This window comes from Ruegeria discodermiae (genome assembly GCF_030758345.1).
Taxonomy (GTDB): Bacteria; Pseudomonadota; Alphaproteobacteria; order Rhodobacterales; family Rhodobacteraceae; genus Ruegeria_C.
Window position 1 is genome coordinate 90403 of sequence record NZ_JAVAMO010000010.1, and the last position, 20186, is coordinate 110588.

The 20186-nt window shown below is 57.0% G+C and carries 22 protein-coding genes, 2 tRNA genes and 2 pseudogenes; 21 read left to right on the forward strand and 5 right to left on the reverse strand.

The genetic code is table 11. The annotated features are described in order from the left end of the window. Window positions 1–39 precede the first annotated feature (39 nt). The 3 genes and pseudogenes from Q5Y75_RS18915 to Q5Y75_RS18920 all read right to left on the reverse strand — a co-directional run. Window positions 40–602, reverse strand: a pseudogene (locus tag Q5Y75_RS18915) (IS5 family transposase); the annotation flags it as partial. 202 nt (window positions 603–804) lie between these two features. Continuing rightward, window positions 805–933 (reverse strand): DUF6538 domain-containing protein, encoded by a 129-nt coding sequence (locus Q5Y75_RS28560; RefSeq protein WP_371933290.1) that lies wholly within the window; start codon window positions 931–933, stop codon window positions 805–807. Window positions 934–1024: 91 nt separating this feature from the next. Then, window positions 1025–1099 (reverse strand) — tRNA-Thr (locus Q5Y75_RS18920). 84 nt (window positions 1100–1183) lie between these two features. Between Q5Y75_RS18920 and Q5Y75_RS18925 the strand changes: the two genes are divergently transcribed. The 19 genes and pseudogenes from Q5Y75_RS18925 to Q5Y75_RS19015 all read left to right on the forward strand — a co-directional run bounded on the left by Q5Y75_RS18925 (window position 1184) and on the right by Q5Y75_RS19015 (window position 16246). After that, window positions 1184–1339 carry a hypothetical protein gene (locus Q5Y75_RS18925; RefSeq protein ID WP_306200466.1) on the forward strand — a complete coding sequence of 52 codons (156 nt, stop codon included), beginning with the start codon at window positions 1184–1186 and terminating at the stop codon, window positions 1337–1339. Window positions 1340–1345: 6 nt separating this feature from the next. Next, entirely contained in the window at window positions 1346–2611 is a 1266-nt protein-coding gene (gene murA / locus Q5Y75_RS18930) for a UDP-N-acetylglucosamine 1-carboxyvinyltransferase (RefSeq protein WP_306200468.1), read from the forward strand. Then, window positions 2611–3087: a DUF2948 family protein gene (locus Q5Y75_RS18935; RefSeq protein ID WP_306200470.1), complete on the forward strand. Its 477-nt coding sequence runs from the start codon at window positions 2611–2613 to the stop codon at window positions 3085–3087. Before murA ends, Q5Y75_RS18935 begins: the two co-directional genes overlap by 1 nt. Before the next feature lie 122 nt (window positions 3088–3209). Further along, a pseudogene (locus Q5Y75_RS18940) lies at window positions 3210–3608 on the forward strand (GNAT family N-acetyltransferase); the annotation flags it as partial. 48 nt (window positions 3609–3656) lie between these two features. Then, window positions 3657–4958 carry a histidinol dehydrogenase gene (gene hisD / locus Q5Y75_RS18945; RefSeq protein ID WP_306200472.1) on the forward strand — a complete coding sequence of 434 codons (1302 nt, stop codon included), beginning with the start codon at window positions 3657–3659 and terminating at the stop codon, window positions 4956–4958. Between the two features lie 5 nt (window positions 4959–4963). After that, a complete protein-coding gene (locus tag Q5Y75_RS18950; RefSeq protein ID WP_306200474.1) occupies window positions 4964–5443 on the forward strand; it encodes a UPF0262 family protein in 480 nt (159 codons plus the stop codon). Window positions 5444–5446: 3 nt separating this feature from the next. Then, a complete protein-coding gene (locus Q5Y75_RS18955) occupies window positions 5447–5905 on the forward strand; it encodes an arsenate-mycothiol transferase ArsC (protein WP_306200476.1) in 459 nt (152 codons plus the stop codon). Then, on the forward strand, window positions 5902–6303 hold the full coding sequence (locus Q5Y75_RS18960; RefSeq protein ID WP_306200478.1) for a ketosteroid isomerase-related protein: 402 nt from the start codon (window positions 5902–5904) through the stop codon (window positions 6301–6303). Before Q5Y75_RS18955 ends, Q5Y75_RS18960 begins: the two co-directional genes overlap by 4 nt. A gap of 39 nt (window positions 6304–6342) precedes the next feature. Then, window positions 6343–6924, forward strand: coding sequence for a GNAT family N-acetyltransferase (locus tag Q5Y75_RS18965; RefSeq protein ID WP_306200480.1), 582 nt, complete (start codon window positions 6343–6345; stop codon window positions 6922–6924). A gap of 24 nt (window positions 6925–6948) precedes the next feature. Then, the gene (locus Q5Y75_RS18970; protein ID WP_306200482.1) at window positions 6949–7851 is read left to right on the forward strand and encodes a carbon-nitrogen hydrolase family protein; all 903 of its coding nucleotides are present in this window, start codon (window positions 6949–6951) and stop codon (window positions 7849–7851) included. Window positions 7852–7981: 130 nt separating this feature from the next. Continuing rightward, on the forward strand, window positions 7982–8200 hold the full coding sequence (gene infA / locus Q5Y75_RS18975; protein ID WP_005978431.1) for a translation initiation factor IF-1: 219 nt from the start codon (window positions 7982–7984) through the stop codon (window positions 8198–8200). 11 nt (window positions 8201–8211) lie between these two features. Further along, window positions 8212–8790 carry a Maf family protein gene (locus tag Q5Y75_RS18980; RefSeq protein ID WP_306200484.1) on the forward strand — a complete coding sequence of 193 codons (579 nt, stop codon included), beginning with the start codon at window positions 8212–8214 and terminating at the stop codon, window positions 8788–8790. Then, entirely contained in the window at window positions 8787–9809 is a 1023-nt protein-coding gene (locus Q5Y75_RS18985) for a ribonuclease E/G (protein ID WP_306200485.1), read from the forward strand. Before Q5Y75_RS18980 ends, Q5Y75_RS18985 begins: the two co-directional genes overlap by 4 nt. Then, window positions 9806–9988: a DNA gyrase inhibitor YacG gene (locus tag Q5Y75_RS18990; RefSeq protein ID WP_306200487.1), complete on the forward strand. Its 183-nt coding sequence runs from the start codon at window positions 9806–9808 to the stop codon at window positions 9986–9988. Before Q5Y75_RS18985 ends, Q5Y75_RS18990 begins: the two co-directional genes overlap by 4 nt. A gap of 79 nt (window positions 9989–10067) precedes the next feature. Continuing rightward, window positions 10068–10142 (forward strand) — tRNA-Phe (locus tag Q5Y75_RS18995). Between the two features lie 345 nt (window positions 10143–10487). Then, window positions 10488–12704, forward strand: coding sequence for a helicase HerA domain-containing protein (locus Q5Y75_RS19000; RefSeq protein ID WP_306200489.1), 2217 nt, complete (start codon window positions 10488–10490; stop codon window positions 12702–12704). A gap of 5 nt (window positions 12705–12709) precedes the next feature. After that, the gene (locus Q5Y75_RS19005) at window positions 12710–14029 is read left to right on the forward strand and encodes a hypothetical protein (RefSeq protein WP_170529343.1); all 1320 of its coding nucleotides are present in this window, start codon (window positions 12710–12712) and stop codon (window positions 14027–14029) included. Then, window positions 14022–15167, forward strand: a complete 1146-nt coding sequence (locus Q5Y75_RS19010) for a DNA methyltransferase (protein WP_306200608.1) — start codon at window positions 14022–14024, stop codon at window positions 15165–15167. Before Q5Y75_RS19005 ends, Q5Y75_RS19010 begins: the two co-directional genes overlap by 8 nt. 17 nt (window positions 15168–15184) lie before the next feature. Next, a complete protein-coding gene (locus Q5Y75_RS19015; protein WP_306200493.1) occupies window positions 15185–16246 on the forward strand; it encodes a YaaC family protein in 1062 nt (353 codons plus the stop codon). A gap of 111 nt (window positions 16247–16357) precedes the next feature. On the opposite strand, the gene Q5Y75_RS19020 is transcribed toward Q5Y75_RS19015, so the two are convergent. Then, on the reverse strand, window positions 16358–16930 hold the full coding sequence (locus Q5Y75_RS19020; RefSeq protein ID WP_306200495.1) for a recombinase family protein: 573 nt from the start codon (window positions 16928–16930) through the stop codon (window positions 16358–16360). A 420-nt stretch (window positions 16931–17350) separates the two neighbouring features. Between Q5Y75_RS19020 and Q5Y75_RS19025 the strand changes: the two genes are divergently transcribed. Together Q5Y75_RS19025 and Q5Y75_RS19030 are read left to right on the forward strand one after the other, a co-directional pair. After that, window positions 17351–17800 (forward strand): YtoQ family protein, encoded by a 450-nt coding sequence (locus Q5Y75_RS19025; protein WP_306200610.1) that lies wholly within the window; start codon window positions 17351–17353, stop codon window positions 17798–17800. A 78-nt stretch (window positions 17801–17878) separates the two neighbouring features. Further along, window positions 17879–19498 carry a GMC family oxidoreductase gene (locus tag Q5Y75_RS19030; protein WP_306200497.1) on the forward strand — a complete coding sequence of 540 codons (1620 nt, stop codon included), beginning with the start codon at window positions 17879–17881 and terminating at the stop codon, window positions 19496–19498. Here Q5Y75_RS19030 and Q5Y75_RS19035 read toward each other — a convergent pair. After that, a complete protein-coding gene (locus tag Q5Y75_RS19035; protein ID WP_306200499.1) occupies window positions 19479–20177 on the reverse strand; it encodes a glutathione S-transferase family protein in 699 nt (232 codons plus the stop codon). The genes Q5Y75_RS19030 and Q5Y75_RS19035 overlap by 20 nt on opposite strands. Between the last annotated feature and the right edge of the window lie 9 nt (window positions 20178–20186).

Here is a 20186-nt window from a genome sequence, read left to right on the forward strand (position 1 = left end):
TGCCGGGATCCCATCGAAGTTCTGAACCCTTTTGGGACACCGTATCCCTTTGTCTTTTAACGCATCCCTGAACCAGTCGGCGTCATAGCCGCGGTCTCCGAGTAGCCAATCGACTTTTGGCAGACTGCTGAGCAACGCCCGCGTGCCGATGTAATCGCTGATCTGCCCGGCAGTGACGAATAGATTAAGCGGCCGTCCCTGGCTGTCGCAGATGGCGTGCAGCTTCGTGTTCATGCCCCCCTTGGTTCGACCAATCAGGCGTCCAAGCCCCCCTTTTTCGCGGCCATGCTGGTCGCTGCGCGGTGGGCCTTTAGATACGTCGCGTCGATCATCACGGTCTTTTCCTTGCCATGTTTGGCTGCCAGGCCGACCATCATCCGCGCGAAGATGCCTTTTTCGCTCCATCGTTTCCATCGGCTGTATGGCGTCTTATGCGGTCCGTATTCCTTGGGAGCGTCGCGCCAGCGCAACCCGTTGCGATTGATGAAGATAATACCGATCAGCACTCTCTTGCCATCGACCCGTGGCTTGCTGTGCGACTTCGGGAAGAAAGGGGAAAGCTTGGCCATCTGCTCGTCGGTCAGCCAGTAAAGATCGCTCATCTCACCGCTCCGTTTTCCAAGCCGTGAATCACGCAGCGCGTTGAAAATCAATGCGTCCTGACCCTAGCATCTCCATCAGGCGGAAGTAGACTTTGCCGGAAAGCGCAACGAGGCGCTTAAGTGGGAGGGATTCTGGCATTGCCCTGAGAGCAGTCCACCGATTCTGGAGCTTTGCGTATTCGGCTGCGAATTGCTCCTTCGCCTAGGAAGGGTCTCGGGTGCGGAGTGATTTGGACACTTCGGCCCGCCCAACGATTCCCGTAAGGTCCGCTGGAACGCGCACTTGAAGATAGTAGTTTTCGCTGTTTTTGTCTTTCGCTGGGGTCGGCATGATTAAGGTCACTGTGTAGGGCTCCTGTGTAGGAGTCGGCAAGCGCAAGCCCCTACTTGGGCATAAGTTTTTGAGAAATATGAGGTTTTTATGGTGCTGCTGGAGAGAATTGAACTCTCGACCTCTCCCTTACCAAGGGAGTGCTCTACCTCTGAGCTACAGCAGCATCGTGGGCGGCTCTCTAGACCGAATGGCTCAACGGCGCAAGGGCTATCTGGACGGTTTTTTGTGGCTGCTGTAGAGAAAGGGAATGGCAGAGCAAAGACCATCCCGGGAACGTCAAAAACCCGATGCATCGCGTGAAGACCGGTTGAAATCCGCGTTGAAGGCAAACCTGGCGCGGCGTAAGGCGCAGGCGCGTAAGCGGGCGGATGGCCAGGATAAAAACGAGCAGACAGAAGGCTGAAGGCAGATGGATTCGATTCTTGTGACGGGCAATGGCCCGCTGAATGGGCAGATTCCCATTGCCGGGGCGAAAAACGCCTGTTTGACGCTGATGCCGGCGACGCTGCTCAGCGAAGAACCGCTGACGCTGACCAACGCGCCGCGGCTGAGTGACATCAAGACCATGACGTTGCTTTTGCAGTCGCTGGGCGCCGAGGTGTCCTCGCTGCAGGATGGGCAGGTTCTGGCGATGTCGAGCCACGATTTGACCAGCCATACCGCTGACTATGACATCGTGCGCAAGATGCGGGCATCGAACCTTGTGCTGGGTCCGATGCTGGCGCGGCTGGGGCAGGCGGTGGTGTCGCTGCCGGGCGGCTGTGCCATCGGCGCGCGACCGATGGATCTGCATATCGAGGCGTTGGAAGCGCTGGGGGCGCAGATCGAACTCAAGGACGGCTACCTGCATGCGAAAGCGCCCGGCGGTCTGAAAGGGGCCGTGCATGAGATGCGGTTCGCCTCGGTCGGGGCGACCGAAAACATCGTGATGGCCGCTACGCTGGCCAAGGGAACGACCGTACTCAAGAATGCAGCGCGTGAGCCCGAGATCGTCGATCTGGTCGAGTGCCTGCGCAAGATGGGCGCGCAGATCGCAGGCGAGGGGACCTCGACCATTGAAATTCAGGGAGTCGACCGCCTGCACGGCGCGACTCATCAGGTGGTGACCGACAGGATCGAGTTGGGGACTTATATGCTGGCTCCGGCGATCTGCGGCGGTGAGGTCGAACTGCTGGGCGGACGGCTAGACCTTGTCGGTGCCTTTGTCGAAAAGCTGGATGCGGCCGCCATTGACGTGACCGAAACGGACAAGGGATTGAAGGTCAGACGCCGCAACGGGCGGGTGTCGGCGGTGAATGTCACGACCGAGCCGTTTCCGGGTTTTCCCACCGACCTACAGGCGCAGATGATGGCACTTTTGTGCACGGCGGAGGGTATTTCGGTGCTGGAGGAAAAGATTTTCGAGAACCGGTTCATGCACGCGCCGGAACTGACACGGATGGGGGCGCAAATCGACGTGCATGGCGGTACGGCTACGGTGACGGGGGTCCAGCGGCTCAAAGGAGCGCCGGTGATGGCGACCGACCTGCGGGCCTCGGTCTCGCTGATCCTGGCGGGGTTGGCGGCCGAGGGTGAAACCGTGGTCAACCGGGTCTATCATCTGGATCGCGGATATGAGCATGTAGTGCGCAAGCTGGAAGGCGTAGGCGCAAGAATAGAACGGATCAAAGAGTGATGGTGGACGCAAGTTTCAAGGACGGAAGAGAGGCCCCGTTGAATCTGGGCGCACAGGATGCCGAGGATTTGCAGGTCATCGCAACCCTGTCGCAGGACGCGGTGTTTCCGATCACCGAAATGTCCTGGCGCGCAAAAGAACGGCGCTTTGCCATCCTGCTGAATCGGTTCCGCTGGGAGGATCGCGACGCCGCTGAGCGCCGCAAGCGTGCCTATGAGCGTGTTCAGGCGCTGCTGGTTTTTGATAATGTTCTGTCGGTCGCAAGTCAGGGTGTCGATAGAAGCGAAGTCGATATGGTCCTGTCGTTGCTTTCGATCGCGTTCGAGCCCGGAGAGGACTGTACGGGTGAGATTGTGCTGACGCTGGCGGGCGACGGGGCGATCCGGCTGCGCATCGAAGCCCTTGATGCGACACTCAAGGACGTGACCCGGCCCTATATTGCACCGTCAAAGTATGCCCCAACCCATCCGGAATGATTGGGATTCGCGCTCTTACATCGGCTGAAGTGGACCTCTGGCGCGCGCTTCGAAACGAGGGCGCGCGGCTTTATCCCGAAGCCTTCATCGTCTCTTAAGAGGAAGCCGTCGCTCAGCCCAAAGAGCTCGATGCTCGCTTGCTGGATCAGGGTGGCCGGTTTGCGGCCTTTGACGGGGCGGACCCTGTGGGGATCGCCGCGCTGCGTCCGGAGGTGTTTGCGCGGTGCTGTCATCGTGGCTCGATCGGTCCCTTCTATGTGACAACTGCAGCCCAAGGCGGTGGCGCAGGGCGCGCATTGATGGCGGCGCTGATTGATCATGCTCGGGCACATGGCATCTGGCAGCTTGAACTCTCGGTCGCCGCCGACAACGCTCGGGCGATCCGGTTTTATGAGAGTTGCGAGTTCAAGCGGCAGGGGCGTTTCCCCAATGCGGTGATCCTGCCCGACGGAGCGCAGGACGATCTGTTCTATACGCTCGACCTTCGGGACGCGGAAAGCGTCGCGGCGCATAAGGCTTGAGGCCGCGCGAAACCACGGGTATTCGGGCAGGGCAAAGGGGAATAATCGATGCCTGTATTTCTGGATACAACCGCGCGCGATTTCGAGGCGGAATTCAAGGCGCTGCTGAGCGCCAAGCGCGAAGACAGCCCGGATGTGGATGCGGTTGTGGCTGATATCATCGCGGATGTGCGTGAACGTGGCGACGCTGCGGTGATCGAGTTGACCTCTCGGTTCGACCGTCTTGACCTGACGCCGGAAACGCTGGCCTTTTCACCTGACGAGATCGACATGGCTGTCAGCGATGTGACTGCTGCGGATCGCACGGCGCTGGAACTGGCGGCGGATCGGATTCGGGCCTATCACCAGAAACAGATGCCCGAAGATGCCAGTTGGCAGGATGCCTGCGGCGCGACGCTGGGCTGGCGCTGGACGCCGGTGTCGGCGGCGGGGCTTTATGTGCCGGGCGGGTTGGCCTCTTATCCCTCTTCTGTGCTGATGAACGCGATCCCAGCGAAAGTTGCAGGAGTTGAACGGCTGGCGATCACGGTGCCCACCCCCGATGGCGTGGTCAATCCGCTGGTTTTGCTGGCGGCGCAACTGTCCGGCGTGGATGAGATCTATCGCATCGGCGGGGCGCAGGCGATTGCGGCGCTGGCCTATGGGACCGACGCGGTTGCCCCGGTCGACAAGATCACCGGCCCCGGCAATGCTTATGTGGCGGCGGCCAAGCGCCGGGTGTTTGGCAAGGTCGGCATCGACATGATCGCAGGCCCGTCCGAGATTCTGGTCATCGCCGACCAGGACAATGATCCCGACTGGATCGCGCTGGACCTGCTCAGCCAGGCCGAACATGATGAAAGCGCCCAGTCGATCCTGATCACCGATGATGCCGGTTTTGGCCGTGCCGTGGCGGAGGCGGTGAATACGCGCCTGCAAACCCTAGAACGCGCCGCCATTGCCGGGGCGTCCTGGCGCGATTTCGGCGCTGTCATCACGGTTCGTTCGCTGGACGAGGCCGCCGAACTGTCGAACCGGATCGCGCCGGAACATCTGGAGCTTTGCGTGGCCGAGCCCGAGGCCTTGTCGCAAAAGACCGTCCATGCTGGCGCCATCTTCCTAGGCCAATACACACCCGAAGCCATCGGCGACTATGTGGGCGGGCCGAACCATGTGCTGCCGACTGCCCGTTCGGCGCGGTTCTCCTCCGGCCTCAGCGTGATGGATTTTCTAAAACGCACCACGCTCAGCCAGATGACACCGGCAGCCCTTCGTGCTATCGGGCCTTCGGCTGAAACTTTGGCCCAATCTGAAAGCCTTGAGGCGCATGGTCTGTCCGTGCGGGCGCGTCTCGATCAACTCAACAGGTGATGCCCATGTCGCGTATTGTCGATATTGCGCTGGATGACGCTGGTCTGCCGCCACCAACGCCCGAAATCGAACAGGAACGGCGCGTGGCCGTGTTCGATTTGCTGGAAGATAACAGCTTCGTATTGCCTGCGCGCAATGACCGCGCCGTGCCCGAGGGCCCTTACCGGGTGAACCTGTCGATCCGCGAAAAGCGCTTGGTGTTCGACGTGAACACGGAAGAGGACGAAAAGGCGGCCGAATTTCACCTGTCGCTGGGCCCCTTCCGGCAGGTGGTGAAGGATTACTTCCAGATTTGCGAGAGCTATTTCAACGCGGTCAAAACCCTGCCGCCCAGCCAGATCGAGACTATCGACATGGCCCGGCGCGGCATCCACAACGAAGGCAGCCGGGTCCTGCAGGAAAGGCTGGAGGGCAAGGTTGCGGTCGACACCGATACCGCCCGCCGCCTCTTCACGCTGATCTGCGTGCTGCATTTCGGAGGCTAGGGCGTGACGGAGCTGCCGCAGTCGATCCTGTTTTGTTGCGATCACAACGCGGTCCGGTCCCCGATGGCCGAGGGGATCATGAAGAAATTCTATGGCACCGGCACCTATGTGCAATCCGCCGGTGTTCATAATGATCTGGAGATCGACGGGTTCTGCATCGCAGTTTGCCAGGAACTGAATGTCGAGCTCAGCCGCCATCGCTCGCGCAGCTTCGACGAGATGGAGCAGTGGGGCGACGATCTGAGCTCTTTCGACCTGATCGTGGCGCTGTCTCCGGCCAGCCAGCGCCGGGCCTTGGAACTGACGCGTTTCTTTCATCTGGATGTGGAATATTGGCCGATCATGGACCCCACCGGTCTGGGCGAGGGCCGCAATGATAAGCTTGTCCATTATCGGCAGACGCGCGATCAGATCATCAAGCATCTGAAAGACCGCTGGGGCGAACCGACGGAGGTCCAATGACAGAGACGGTGAAGAAGTATTTTGAGGCGTTCAATGCGGGCGATATTGCGGGTATGCTGGCCTGCCTGTCCGACGACGTGGCCCACCACGTGAACGAGGGGCAGGTGCGTGTCGGCAAGGATCAGTTCGCTGCCTTCTGCGCCCATATGAACCGCTGCTACAAGGAAGTGCTGACCGATATGGTCGTGTTCGAGGCCGAAGGCGGCACACGCGCGGCGGCGGAATATGTGGTCAACGGCACCTATTTGGAGACCGATGACGGCCTGCCAGAGGCGACCGGTCAGACCTACCGCCTGCCTGCGGGATCGTTTTTTGATCTTTCGGATGGGCTTATCACCCGGGTGACCACCTATTACAATCTGGCTGATTGGACCAAGCAGGTGACCGGTTCGGATTGACGTCAGTCTGCAATCGATCACAGGAGAGAAAGGCCAGACATGCATATCGAAGCGCTGAGCGGTCAGAAACTTGTGGACTCACTGGAGGATGTGGCGCGGCTGCGGATCGAGGTGTTCCGCGACTGGCCCTATCTTTATGATGGCGATCTGAAATACGAGCATGAGTACCTGAAATCTTATGCCGAATCCGCCTCGGCCATTCTTGTGGGCGCTTTTGACGGCGACAAGCTGGTGGGCGGATCCACCGGGATGGCGTTGCTGGAACATGCCGACGATTTCTCTGCCGCTTTTGAGGGCACCGATCTGGATCTCGGCACGATTTTCTATTGCGCGGAATCGGTGTTGCTGCCGCAATATCGCGGGCAAGGGATCGGGCATCGCTTCTTCGATCTGCGTGAAGAACACGCCCGAGAGCTGGGATTCTCAAAATGTGCCTTTTGCGGCGTCGTGCGCCCCAAGGATCACCCCGCCCGCCCCGCCGATTACCGTCCGCTGGACGGGTTCTGGACCAAGCGGGGTTATCACCAGTTACCGGGTGTCGTTGCGCAGTTTTCGTGGAAAGACCTTGGCGATGAGGCTGAAAGCCCGAAGAACCTGCAATTCTGGATTCGCGATCTCTGATATCGTCTTACCGGGAGTTTCGGAATGAAAGTCGCCACTGCCGCCTATCCGCTCGACTGGCTCGACAGCTGGGCGCAATACGAGGACAAAATCGCTACCTGGGTTGCACAGGCTGCAGAGCAGGGCGCTGATCTACTGGTCTTTCCCGAATACGGCGCGATGGAGCTGTCGACACTGGCAGGGGCCGAGGCGGCAGACGATCTGGCCAGCTCGATCCACGCTGTATCTGAACGGATGGAGAAGGCCGCAGCGCTGCACCAAAAGCTGGCGGCGGAATACCGGGTGCATATTCTGGGGGCGTCGGCGCCAATTGTCGAAACGACTGCTCTTCCGGTCAACCGCGCCGAGCTTTACGCGCCATCCGGTTTGCGGGACCATCAGGATAAGCAGATCATGACCCGGTTCGAGCGCGAGGAGTGGGGCATCGCGCCCGGTGGTCCTCTGAAATTGTTCGAGACCGCGCTGGGGCGGATCGGCATCCTGATTTGTTATGACAGCGAGTTTCCGCTGCTGGGTCGCGCGCTTGCTGAGGCTGATCTCATCCTGGTGCCGTCCTGCACCGAAGCGCTTGCGGGCTATTGGCGGGTACGGGTCGGGGCGATGGCGCGCGCGCTGGAAAACCAGTGCGTGACCGTGATGTCCTCGATCGTGGGGCGCAACGACTGGTCACAGGCGGTGGACATGAACACCGGCGCCGGCGGCATCTTTGGGCCACCCGACAAGGGCTTTCCAGCAACCGGTGTTCTGGCCGAGGGGAAGATGAATACACCCGGCTGGACCTATGCCGAGGTTGATTTGGCCACGATCACCGAGGTGCGCCGGGATGGGGCCGTGCTGAACCGGCAGCACTGGAGCAAGCAGGACCACCGATCCGTGGCCGAACCGGTTCGTTTTTTCCGCGACGCCATCGAGCAGGTCAGCCCCTGAAGGACAAGGTCGCAACGCCGGCTCAAGAAATCGGATTAATTCCGGCAAAGGTACCTTGAAAAAAAGCGCAAATGGGACCATTTAAGCGCACGGCCTGCATCTGAGCGGGCAAAACTGTAATGGAGACAACATGGCCAAGGAAGATACGCTCGAATTTCCCGGTGTCGTGAAGGAACTCCTGCCTAATGCGACGTTTCGGGTCGAGCTGGAAAACGGCCATGAGATCATCGCACATACGGCAGGCAAGATGCGCAAGAACCGCATCCGCGTTCTGGCTGGCGACAAGGTTCAAGTCGAAATGACCCCCTACGATCTGACCAAGGGTCGGATCAACTACCGCTTCAAGTAACGCCGCCCTCAATGGCGTTCATTCTCGGATCGGGCAGCCCCAGACGGCTGGACCTGCTGGCCCAGCTTGGCGTGCAGCCCGATGCCGCCCGCCCGCCCGACATTGACGAAACCCCTGCCAGGGGCGAATTGCCGCGTCCCTATTGCGTCCGGATCGCGCGCGAAAAGGCATTGGCAGTCGAGGCAGGTGACGATGACCTCGTCCTCTGCGCCGACACCACGGTTGCGCTGGGGCAGCGTATCATGGGCAAGCCCGAGGATGCGGGCGAAGCGGCACAGTTTCTCTATGCGCTCTCGGGGCGCCGCCACCGGGTCATCACGGCTGTGGCCCTGCGCAGAGGCGCACGCCTTTGGCAACGCGATGTCGTGAGCAACGTGAAATTCAAACGCCTCTCTGATGCGGAGGTGAACGCCTATCTCGCCACCGGCGATTGGCAGGGCAAGGCCGGGGCCTATGCCATTCAAGGGCCTGCCGGCGCATTTGTCCCGTGGATCAGCGGCTCGTTCACCGGCATTGTGGGGCTACCGCTTGCCGAAACTGCAGGTCTGCTGCAGGCTGCGGGCTATCCGCTCTATCGCGAGGCATCATGAAGGGACGCACCATCATCCTCGACCATATCCGGGATCGCGAAGCTGCCGCGCTGCTGGTCGATGGCAAGCTGGACGATTTCCTGATCGCCGCTGATGCGCCCGCGCCCGGCACGATCTACCGCGCCCGCGCCGACCGCCCCGTAAAGGGTCAGGGTGGCATGTTCCTGGCCACCCCCGATGGCCCGGCCTTTCTGCGCCAGGTCAAAGGACTGGCCCCGGGCGCGCCACTGCCGGTGCAGGTCACCGGCTATCCCGAACCGGGCAAAGCGATCCCTGTGACCGCAAAGCTGCTGTTCAAGAGCCGCTACGCCATCGTCACACCCAGCGCGCCGGGCCTAAATGTCTCGCGCAGCATCAAGGATGAGGACGAGCGCGATCGCCTGCAGGAGATTGCGCATGACGAGATGGGCGGAAGCGACTTTGGTCTGATTCTGCGGTCGGCTTGCGCGGGCGCCGACGCGGAAGAAATCGCCGAGGATATCGCCCAGATGGCCGACCTCGCCGCGCAGGTGCTGCAGGATAGCGAAGGCGCGCCGAAGCGACTGGCAGACGGGGACGGCCCGCATGTACAGGCCTGGCGCGACTGGACTGACCCGGCCGAGGTTGTGACCCAGCCCGGCGGGTTCGCCGAGCATGGTGTTCTGGATCTGCTTGACGACGCGCTCTCTACCCGCGCCCCGCTTGCCGGCGGCGGATTTCTCTTCATCGAGCCCACGCGGGCGCTGGTCGCGGTGGACGTCAATACCGGCAGTGACACATCGCTGGCGGCTGGTCAGAAAGCCAATTTCGCCTGCGCCAAAGCCCTGCCGCGCGCGCTGCGCATACGGGGCCTTGGCGGCCAGATCGTGCTGGATCTCGCCCCCATGGCGAAGAAAGACCGGCGCGGCTTTGAATCCGCCCTGCGCGCCGCTCTGCGCGCGGATAGCGAGGAAACCACACTGGCAGGCTGGACCCCGCTGGGCCATTTCGAACTGCAACGCAAACGCGGACGCGTCCCGGTCTCGGAGGTGCTGAGATGAGCTGTCCGATCTGCGGTCAGGAGACCCGTAAAAGCTATCGTCCCTTCTGCTCGAAACGCTGCGCTGACCTTGATCTGGCCAACTGGTTCAACGGCAGCTACGCAGTCCCCTCAACCGAGCCCGAAACCCCTGAGGATGCGCCGCAGGAGACTGGCGAAACACCGCCACGCCCACACTGAAAAAAGATCAATTAGCCTCTGGACACCGCCTGAGCCTACGCATAGAACGCCCCCACCCAAAGGCCCAAGCCTTTCCCGTGCCCGGGTAGCTCAGGGGTAGAGCAGTGGATTGAAAATCCTCGTGTCGGTGGTTCGATTCCGCCCCCGGGCACCACTAAAACAATCTAAACCATTATATATCAGTAATTTAGCTAATACCACAATTCCAAGAATGTACGGCTCTATGGACAGTTTTTCTGCCGCAATAGTTGGCTGCATGTTTGAAGCTTTTCTCTTGGTGCATCTGAGAAAGCCTCTGCGCTAGAGAAAATTCGGACGTTGTTCGACTACTATCTTTTTTGCCTTGCCCCTCTGGCAGGGCAGATGCTTACCCCACGGTTCGCTATTGAAATGTTGCTTAGGTAAGTAGCGGAGCATGAATTCAATTATAGGGTGACTTGCCGCTCCTTCGCAGATTGATGGCAAGATATTTCGTGGTTAGTATGCGGTGAAGCACAAGATGCGCGACCTGCGAAGCGTGTACCTTGAAGCTATTGAACTACCATTTGTTTGGGAAAGGCTTGTTTTGGCAGACGATCTTCTATCAGGAATTACACGAGACGCAGAGTTAGGCCGGTCTACGGATGCGGGCCAGGAACTTGCGAACTACTTGGACCCAGAACTCAACATTGGAGAGTTACTTTCGATAAACTACCAAGACGCGCAGGTCTTGGTTCACGACTACGCCCGCCAGAAAGTCAGAGGGTTGCCTCACGGATCATTTCTGGTGGCCAGTCGAATAAATCTGGATGCGTCTACAGAAGTGCCTGCCGAGGATGAAGAAACTGCTTTGGTGCTTCTCCGAATTGTCGGTGACTATCAACTTCCAAACGCTCGGCAGATGGAAGACTACCGTTTTCAAGCAGGTATGCGCGCGACAGACAGTGAGGAGACTTGGGATCACCCTAACCGAGTTGATGAGTGGACGAAAAACAATCTCTCCTACGGTGGTTATAAATGCCGAGTACTTGGAACCTTTCGTATGAAGGAAGCGGACGACGGCACTTATAAGTTTTCGTTTGGGGCAGACCTTGTGAACTACTATTCCGGACGGGGAATGAAAGTTTACAAGCCAATCGGACGATTACTGTCCGATATTGTGAATTTCCAAAAGACAGTAGGCGAAAGCGAGTTTGGTGATGCTGGTCGCTTGCGTGTGGGACGGGTTAGGTTCGCAGCGAGCGAGATAGGCGTAGACGAATCCTTGGACAACGTGCCGGTTGAAGTTGATCCTACTGACTTTGTATCGCGGCGTACATTTTATGGCGGCATGAGCCGAGGTGGTAAATCGAATGCAATGAAGATTACCGCAAAGGCAGTCTATTTGCTGAGAGCGAAGTTAGCATCAGCTAGAGTGGGGCAGTTAATTTTTGACCCGAATGGAGAGTACGCCAACGCGAACATTCAAGATGGTGGCTCGATCCGTTCTGTTCACGAAGCAATTTCTGGGGTTGAGTACGCCGACGAGATCGCGACCTACGGGTTAAATGAGCACCCCAATGATCCGCAACGCAAGATTGTCAAAATCAACTTCTACGGTGCTCGACCGACCAATTGGGCTGACTCAACGGCTGTTGGGCAAGCGCTTGAGCAACTTATCGTTGGAAAGCAGATAATTGCGACATCGCTAGGTGAAGCCGGAGAGAAGTATATTCTAGCGTTTCGTGACGCAGATATTGTTGTTCCCGACGATCTTTCCGGCCGAGGCGATCAAATCCGCCTAAGAAGGGAAGTTCAGGTCTATCGCGGCATTTTGAAAGCGGCGGGCTTCGAGGCTCCGAGCCAGACTGTGGACATTAGAGGTTTGTTTAGTCGCGACCTTCGCACGGCTATGCAGAACAACCGTTGCGACGGCGATAACCAAACCAACATCGCTGCCGCTGTGACCATCTTGGGGAACGATTCTGTTTCGTGGGAGGATTTCGCCGACGCTCTTCGTGGATTGTTGCTGTTTATGGAGGAGCGAGACAGCGGCTGGACCGACTTTGATAGAGGCTATAGAGACTCACACGAAGGTCGCCCTTGGGACCGCGGCACAATTCACAATCTACTGCAAATCTTTAAATACCCAAACGGCGTCAGGAGTTTTATGGGCCTGACAAAGCAGCACTCCGCAAGGTCGACAACAGACTATGCTCAAGAGGTAGTTCGCGATCTACGGCTGGGAAAGCTTGTCATATTTGACCAGTCCACCGGCGATCCTGATCAGAACGTTGCGGCGGCAGAGAGAATTCTTTGGGCTATCTTTAATCGCCAGAAAGCCGATTTTGTGGAACCTTCGGTGGACGACGACGGCGAGATCGTTCCGCCCCCTCCTGTAATGGTCTATCTTGAGGAGGCGCACAACTTGTTGCCTGCAGCCGGTGGCAAGGACGACCTTAGAACCATTTGGGCCAGAACTGCTAAAGAAGGCTCAAAATACAGAATTGGTATGGTGTTAGCTACACAGGAACCGTCCTCTGTAATGCCAGCGATTCTAAAAAACACAGACAATTGGTTTGTGGCTCACTTGAACAACACTGACGAAGTTAGGGCGTTGTCAAAGTTCTATGATTTCGAAGACTACGCGCACCAGATAAAAAGCATCTCCGACCCGGGATTTGTGCGAATGCGAACGCTGTCAAATCCATTTACTATTCCGGTTCAAATTGACTTGTTCAAGGCGAGGTCCGAGTAGCCGCCATGCCCTACGAGAACCAGCGCGCTACTGGAGAATCGCTCATAGCTCTGCAACAGAGCGCTCTCTTTCAAGAATTCGCGGGACGGATCAGAGCGCCTGAAGTAGAAGCTGTAGATCCACTGCTGCCAACAGACATTCCTCGATCAAGTTCAGAAATCAACCGGATCGTTGCGATTGACGGTTCACTTGTAACTGAGACCCTTAAGGATGGGTTTCCCGGCGCGGAAGCTAGTCTTGTGCAGCTAGCTTTGGTTTACGTCGACCTTCGGAAGCTCCAAACCAAAGCCGAAACCAAAATCATCCCACCACGCGCTTTTAATGAAATGGATACCGCGCATACTCTTCAGGCTGTCCTTCCGGGACGAAACGTAGTGCGAGAAGATGGTTTGCCTCCGCGAGACTACTTTCGAGCGTCAGTCTTCGAGGCTTTGCAAGGGAAGGTCGTTGCACATGGCCACGAAACACTGTTGGAAACTTACGAAATACTTGTTTCAGGTAGAGACACTCCATTCAAATGCCCGCATTGCGATGCGCCGACCTTGCCTAGTACTGGACGGAGCACATGCAGTCATTGTGATGGAGAGCTTCTAAGCACCGATCAACTTAGATTTCACGAGCGCTTCAACGAAACGGGCCCCAATGGAGAACCACATGGCGAAGTAATGCGCTTCTTGGAGATTGTGCTTCTTTTGAATGTGCTTCGATACTTCTTGAGTTCTGACGCAGCGATTCGAGTACTGCCAGACATCGCTTTTGTACTCGATGGTCCGCTAGCGGCGTTTGGACAATTCGCATCTGTAGCGCCACGCGTGAAAGCTGAACTTCGGCGTATACATGAAGAGTGTGTTCGGCGAACTGGTCGAGGGCTACTTCTCTTTTCACTGATCAAGACTGGCCAATTTGTTGAGCACTTTGAGCAAATCGATTTTGATCGTGAGAAAGGACCGGGAAGATACTTCACCGAGCAAAGCGCTCTACTGCCCAGCATCAACTACATTCATCGAAACATAGTTTATCGCCCCAGCAACGCGAAGGAATGGGGCAAAGACACCTACTTTGGGCGCATGGTGCTCTATAAAAGTAAAACGGGACAAAAGATGGTGGTAAACACCCCAATGACCTCCGAACAAGCCGACGATTTGTCTGATGTCTCATTGGCTGCATACCCCAGACTAGGTGATGCCCTTACGATTGTTGATAGACTGTCTACTTATCTGTTTGAGGGAGGATTTGTTCCGATAGTTCGAGCACATTCGCATGCTGCCATTCCTCTTAAATTGGGCGGTGAAATATTGAAGAGTCTGTTTGAAGAAGATGTTTGACGATCAAATCGAAAATTGGCCTATCGGAACACCTCAAGGTCGGTGGGCGGGATTTGGACCCTACTATGCAATGTTCCCTGTCAAATTCGCGCGTCAGATTATCTCAGAATATAGTAGTGTAGGAGATACGGTCATTGATCCGTTTTGCGGGCGCGGTACCACAAACTATGTTTCCCAAATCCTAGGAAGAAACTCGTTTGGATGCGAGTTAAACCCCGTAGGATGGCTCTACGCCAAAGCCAAGACCAAACCCGCGCGCCAATTGGGTAGAGTGCTTCGAAGGATTGAAGAAACCGCGGAGGCGAAATCTTCAGAAGACATTTGCCCGGCGAACGAGTTTCAGGAGTGGGCGTGGTGTCCTGAAGTGCTCGGTTTCATCAACAGTGCAAGGCGAAACCTGAATTGGCGATCATCCATTGTCGATAGAACCGTGGCTTCCCTGCTACTGGTCTACTTACACGCAAAGATTGGAGGTGGGCTTTCCAATCAAATGAGACAAAGCAAGTCTATGTCACCAGACTACGCAGTTCGCTGGTGGAAGGAACGAGATATGCGTCCGCCTCCACTAGATCCGTGCTTATTTCTTAAGTCTCGCGCCGAGTGGCGATATGCCAAGGGCTTTAACACTGTGGTCGGGCGCAGCCGATTGTATTTTGGGGATGCTCGAGTCGGTTTGAAACGCTACGATGGCGATTTGGCTTCATTAGTCCTGACGTCTCCACCATACCTTGGAGTCACTAATTACCAGTACGACAACTGGATCCGCTTGTGGGCGTTGGGGGGACCTGAACTCCCGGACTGGAGCCAAAAACAGCGTTATGCCAACAAGGAGAAGTATGAAGCCCTAATCGGCGAAGTTTTTTCCGCTCTTGCCGGTAAATCACGCTCAGATGCTGTGATTGCAGTGAGGACAGATGCGCGCCAATTTACTCTGGAAACTACGGCATACGCCATGGATAGGGAGTGGCCACAACACCGTTTGTTCGGGCGTAGATCTAAAGCGGACAGGCCAACACAAACGACTCTATTCGGTGACAAATCCGAAAAGCCGGGAGAAATTGATTTAATTGCTCTACCAAAAACGAAAACTCCCCCTGCTGGCTTCATAGACGTAGCTTCAGGCGTGGTTGTGTCCTAAAGGCATGGAATATTAAAATGAGTGAATTTGAGATTGCGGCAACAAACTATCGCCCACTTCGCTATTCGCATATCAAGATCAATCCCGGAGCTGACTATGTATTGACTGCTGACCCTTGGTCATACCTGCATAGCCAATTGTTGAAGGATCTAGATTCAAAACGCGGCAAGAACCGAGCAAACAAAGAAAGAGCCATCTTTTATCTTGGTCTTTCTCAAAATTTTTTTCGTGCGTCCGATGCTGCTGAGTTACCGGCCAAGGCTACATTGCTTTATTACGGTATGCTGAATCTGGTAAAAGTCTGGCTGTCGGTAATCGGAGTCGAGTTGGAGAAGACCATAGAACACCATGGTATCTCGCTACCACTTGGCAAGAAACACACCTTAGAAGTGTCCGGCACAGGAACAGGTTCAATTTCGATTTTTGCCGAGTTCGCAAAAGCACTGAGAACGCCGGTGGCAGCGAAGGAAGTCTTTTCTTTAGAAGATGTTATCTGCCGGGTTCCCGAGCTGCATTCGACTCGAAAGAGCCTTGTGCCAGACGAAAAACAGCAATTCTTAAGCATCAACATTAGCTTTTTGACCGACGCTGCGCACAAGAAACTCCTGACCTGTATGAGCTACGACAAAAAGCTAGAAGGTTTAGTTCAGTATGCAAAAATTCTTTCAGGTGCGAGGAAAGGGTATTTCCAAGATCCTGAAAATAAGGACGGCAAAGTTCTTCTCAAGAGTAAAACTGTCCGTACACCTGCCAACTGGAAAAACCTCACCAGAGTCTACAATACTATTCTGGATGAATATGATGAGTTCAATATATGTTCGATCCTCACACGTTCCGGATATCAATATTATCTCGATCTAAAGCCGGGTAAGTATCACCATCTTTGCTACACACTGATGCTAATGTACTACCTAGGTACTGCTGCGAGATACAGGCCATCGGCAGTTAAACAAATACTAGAAGGCGACTTGAGGCAGTCGGTGACCGAAGCTTGTGCGATCTGTCCAAGACAATTCCAATACCAACTAGCAAGCCGAATTACCAACTCTCTTTGTGTAATTCCTTACGCCAGAATTTAAAGGCATTGGCCTTTGACAAGTCACCTAATTTTAGGTGGTCTTTTTTCCTAGTTTCTGTTTCCAAATTGGGGTTGCGAAACCAACAATTCGCCTGTTTCTCGCTGAGGTGTTTTACGCGTTTCTCCCGCTGAGATAACGATAAACCGAAGAACGAGCGATACCCAGTTGCTTAGCGATGGCGCTGGGTGACTTGCCCTCTCGGCTCAGTTTTGCAATTTGTTTTGCATCAATTGATGCAGGCCGGCCCCTAAACGGGCTGCCGACACCCTTGGCTAGTGCAGCATCAATTCCTTCGCGCTGTCTTTCTGCTCGAATAGACGCTTCAAACTCACCGAATGCTGCCAAGATTGTAAAAAACAGTTTTCCTGCTGCGCTCGTCGTATCGATGGGCTGTTCAATAACCTTCAGATGCACGCCTTTGTCATCTAGCGTCTCTGCTATTTGCAGTAGATCTCGCGTTGAACGAGCCAATCTATCTAACCGTGTACAAACTACCGTATCACCTTTTCGAATGCCGCGTTGCAACATGTCTGCAAGCGCCGTTCTATCTTTGCGGGATGTGCCAGAGACTTGTTCCGCGTAAAGGTGCTCCAGTTTCACACCAGCGCGCGTAAGCGCGATTCTTTGCAGTTCAAACGACTGAGACCGCGATGATGTTCTTGCGTATCCAATGAGTTCACCCATTTCCTTAGCCTCATGTCCAAATTGACTGTCCTATAAATCACTGGTGTCCGATAAATGATTCGGCAAGTCTAATAGGACACATTTGGAGGGGTTTTCCTTGTCCGTTTAGAGTATACTCAAAACGGATACCATGATGTCTTGTGCTGCACTGATCCCTTTGGGCACCTGTCGTATCTTGTTGCCACGCGCCACCCATCCTTGAGCCTGTCGAGCATGATCCCGATCCGGTTGATCATCGTCTATAACCGGGTAGTTGAGGGCATGAGTAAGAGTGAGGGCGCGCCTGCCAGTTTCGAGAATGGGTGGAACCAATTGAGCCCTTGTCCAATTGAGCGCTCCGCGTATGGTCGCCTTACAGGAAGCCGCTATCGCCCGGGGCCGGGTGTCGGGGTGGCGGTGCAGTGAATGAAGGAGCACACCATGGGCCTGACCGTCTACCTCTCTGGCGAGATTCATACCGACTGGCGCGAGCAGATCATCGAAGGGGCCTATGGGCTGGATGTGCATTTTGCCAGCCCGGTCACCGATCACGCGGCCTCGGATGATTGCGGCGTTGCAATCCTGGGTGAGGAGCCGAACAAATACTGGCATGACCACAAGGGCGCGATGGTCAACGCGATCCGGACCCGCAAGGGTATTTCTGACGCTGATGTGGTCGTCGTGCGATTTGGCGAGAAGTACAAACAGTGGAACGCGGCCTTCGATGCGGGCTATGCCGCTGCACTGGGCAAGTCGATCATCGTTCTGAACCCGCCCGAGCATCAGCACGCCCTGAAGGAGGTCCATGCCGCCGCGCTGGCCGTCGCCGAAGAACCAGCGCAAGTGGTTGAAATCCTGCGCTATGTGCTGACCGGAAAGCTGCCGGGCTAGGTGGCGTAACGTCACCCTTCCGGCCCGGTGTCATGCGCCTCACCATATTGCTAGCGTCCCTCTCAGGAGGAGCATCGCATGGCATATGATTACGTGATTGTTGGGGGTGGTTCGGCGGGTTGTGTGATGGCCGCGCGGCTCAGCGAGGACCCGAGTGTCTCGGTTTGCCTGCTGGAAGCCGGCGGTGAGGGCAGGGATATCGCGATCCGCGCACCTGCTATGGTGGCGGCGATGGTTTCGGGACGGCCCAAGATCAACAACTGGGCCTTTCACACCGAACCCCAGCCCGAACTGAACGGGCGGCGCGGGTTCCAGCCGCGCGGGCGTGCGCAGGGTGGGTCCTCGGCGATCAATGCCATGCTTTATGTGCGCGGTCATCCGGGCGATTATGACGAATGGGCTGATCTGGGCTGTGAGGGCTGGGACTGGCAGAGTGTGCTGCCCTATTTTCAGAAGTCCGAGCGCAATCAGCTTGGCGGTGACGTGCTGCATGGCAGCGACGGACCGTTGCAGGTGGCAAACCAGTCCGAGCCGCGCGCGATCACCCGGGCCTTTGTCAAGGCGGCGACGCAGGTGCAGATCCGTGAGACAGATGATTTCAACGGGGTCGAGCAGGAGGGGGCGGGCCTCTACCAGGTCACGCAATATCATGAGGGGCAGAAGCGCGGCGAGCGCTGTTCGGAGGCGGCGGCTTATCTGCACCCGGTTCTGAGCCGCCCCAACCTGACGGTGATCACCCGCGCCACCGCGCGTCGCATCCGCTTTGACGGCGGTCGGGCGACCGGTGTGGAATATGCAAAGCGCGGTCAGGTTGCCATGGCTGAGGCGAGGTGCGAGGTTATCCTGTCCGCCGGAACCTTTGGCTCACCGCAACTGCTGCTGCTGTCCGGCGTTGGTCCGCGTGAAGAGTTGGCGGCCCACGGGATTGAGCCGGTTGTGGAAAGCCCGGGTGTCGGTCGGAACCTGCAGGATCACCTGGACTACATCATCAGCTACCACTCGAAACGCAAAGATGTGGTGGGGCTGAACCCGCGCGGACTTTTTGACCTTGCCCGGGCCGGGTTGCAGTGGCGCAAGGAGGGCAGTGGCATGTTCGCGTCGCCCTTTGCCGAGGGCGGCGCCTTCTTCAAGTCGCGCCCGGATGTCACTCGCCCCGATCTGCAACTGCATTTCGTCGTGGGGATCGTGGATGAGCACATGCGCAAGATTCACCTGCAGCATGGCTATTCCTGCCATGTCTGTGTGCTGCGCCCCGAAAGCCGGGGCCATGTGGGTCTGTGCTCGACCAACCCCAAGGCAGCGCCGCGTATCGACCCCGCCTTCCTGAGCGACCGGCGCGATCTGGATCTGATGATCGCGGGCGCAAAACGGATGGAGGCATTGTTGACCGCGCCGCCACTCGACCCGTGGCGTGGCAAGCGGCTCTATTCGCATGACGGCTCGGATGCGGCTTACGAGGCGGATATTCGTGCCCGTGCCGACACGATTTATCACCCGGTCGGCACCTGCAAGATGGGAAATGACGATATGGCCGTGGTCGACCCGCAGGCGCGCCTGCGCGGTTGTGAGGGGTTGCGGGTGGTCGACGCCTCGGTGATGCCACGCCTGATCGGGGGCAACACCAATGCGCCTACCATCATGATCGCCGAAAAGATAGCCGGGGGGATGAAGGCTGAGATCAGTCGCGCGGCGGCGTGACCAGGCCTTTCTGCACGGCGGGACGTTCCAGGAAGCGATCGAGGTAGGCGACCACATTCTTGTTGGTATGCCAGCCCACAATTTCCTGCGCGCCGTAGAACTCCAATCCGCGCAGCCAGGGCGCGATGGCGATATCCGCGATTGAATAGTCGCCAGCGATCCACTCGCGTCCCTCCAGCTGCTTGTCCACCACCGCCAGCAGGCGCATGGCCTCGGCGATATAGCGCTCGCGCGGGCGCGGGTCCTCAATCTCGGCGCCAGCGAACTTGTGGAAGAAGCCAAGCTGCCCGAACATCGGCCCGATGCCGCCCATCTGGAACATCAGCCATTGGGTGATCTGCGCTTTCTCGCCTGCGGTTCTGCCGATCAGCTTGCCGGTCTTCTCGCCGAGATAAAGCAGAATCGCGCCGCTTTCAAAAAGTTGCAGCGGTTCCCCATCCGGTCCATTGGGGTCAATGATCGCGGGAATCTTGTTGTTTGGATTCAGCGACAGGAATTCGGGGCTTTTGACATCGGCATCCGCCAGCGTGACCTTGTGCGCCTCATAAGGCAGGCCGGTCTCTTCCAGCATGATCGAGGCTTTGACGCCATTCGGCGTGGGAAAGGAATAGAGCTGCAGGATATCGGGGTTCTGCGGCGGCCATTTCCGGGTGATCGGAAAAGAGGAAAGATCGGGCATGGGTCACTC

What these genes read in the sequence shown, in the direction of transcription:
- Q5Y75_RS18980 (WP_306200484.1), top strand. Translation starts at nt 8,212, where the DNA reads ATGGCGTTCATTCTCGGATCGGGCAGCCCCAGACGGCTGGACCTGCTG.
- murA (WP_306200468.1), top strand. Translation starts at nt 1,346, where the DNA reads ATGGATTCGATTCTTGTGACGGGCAATGGCCCGCTGAATGGGCAGATT.
- Q5Y75_RS18960 (WP_306200478.1), top strand. Translation starts at nt 5,902, where the DNA reads ATGACAGAGACGGTGAAGAAGTATTTTGAGGCGTTCAATGCGGGCGAT.
- Q5Y75_RS18950 (WP_306200474.1), top strand. Translation starts at nt 4,964, where the DNA reads ATGTCGCGTATTGTCGATATTGCGCTGGATGACGCTGGTCTGCCGCCA.
- Q5Y75_RS19020 (WP_306200495.1), bottom strand. Translation starts at nt 16,930, where the DNA reads ATGGGTGAACTCATTGGATACGCAAGAACATCATCGCGGTCTCAGTCG.
- infA (WP_005978431.1), top strand. Translation starts at nt 7,982, where the DNA reads ATGGCCAAGGAAGATACGCTCGAATTTCCCGGTGTCGTGAAGGAACTC.
- Q5Y75_RS19010 (WP_306200608.1), top strand. Translation starts at nt 14,022, where the DNA reads ATGTTTGACGATCAAATCGAAAATTGGCCTATCGGAACACCTCAAGGT.
- Q5Y75_RS19005 (WP_170529343.1), top strand. Translation starts at nt 12,710, where the DNA reads ATGCCCTACGAGAACCAGCGCGCTACTGGAGAATCGCTCATAGCTCTG.
- Q5Y75_RS19015 (WP_306200493.1), top strand. Translation starts at nt 15,185, where the DNA reads ATGAGTGAATTTGAGATTGCGGCAACAAACTATCGCCCACTTCGCTAT.
- Q5Y75_RS18935 (WP_306200470.1), top strand. Translation starts at nt 2,611, where the DNA reads ATGGTGGACGCAAGTTTCAAGGACGGAAGAGAGGCCCCGTTGAATCTG.
- Q5Y75_RS18965 (WP_306200480.1), top strand. Translation starts at nt 6,343, where the DNA reads ATGCATATCGAAGCGCTGAGCGGTCAGAAACTTGTGGACTCACTGGAG.
- Q5Y75_RS18985 (WP_306200485.1), top strand. Translation starts at nt 8,787, where the DNA reads ATGAAGGGACGCACCATCATCCTCGACCATATCCGGGATCGCGAAGCT.
- Q5Y75_RS19025 (WP_306200610.1), top strand. Translation starts at nt 17,351, where the DNA reads ATGGGCCTGACCGTCTACCTCTCTGGCGAGATTCATACCGACTGGCGC.
- hisD (WP_306200472.1), top strand. Translation starts at nt 3,657, where the DNA reads ATGCCTGTATTTCTGGATACAACCGCGCGCGATTTCGAGGCGGAATTC.
- Q5Y75_RS19030 (WP_306200497.1), top strand. Translation starts at nt 17,879, where the DNA reads ATGGCATATGATTACGTGATTGTTGGGGGTGGTTCGGCGGGTTGTGTG.
- Q5Y75_RS18925 (WP_306200466.1), top strand. Translation starts at nt 1,184, where the DNA reads ATGGCAGAGCAAAGACCATCCCGGGAACGTCAAAAACCCGATGCATCG.
- Q5Y75_RS18970 (WP_306200482.1), top strand. Translation starts at nt 6,949, where the DNA reads ATGAAAGTCGCCACTGCCGCCTATCCGCTCGACTGGCTCGACAGCTGG.
- Q5Y75_RS19035 (WP_306200499.1), bottom strand. Translation starts at nt 20,177, where the DNA reads ATGCCCGATCTTTCCTCTTTTCCGATCACCCGGAAATGGCCGCCGCAG.
- Q5Y75_RS18990 (WP_306200487.1), top strand. Translation starts at nt 9,806, where the DNA reads ATGAGCTGTCCGATCTGCGGTCAGGAGACCCGTAAAAGCTATCGTCCC.
- Q5Y75_RS19000 (WP_306200489.1), top strand. Translation starts at nt 10,488, where the DNA reads ATGCGCGACCTGCGAAGCGTGTACCTTGAAGCTATTGAACTACCATTT.
- Q5Y75_RS28560 (WP_371933290.1), bottom strand. Translation starts at nt 933, where the DNA reads ATGCCGACCCCAGCGAAAGACAAAAACAGCGAAAACTACTATCTTCAA.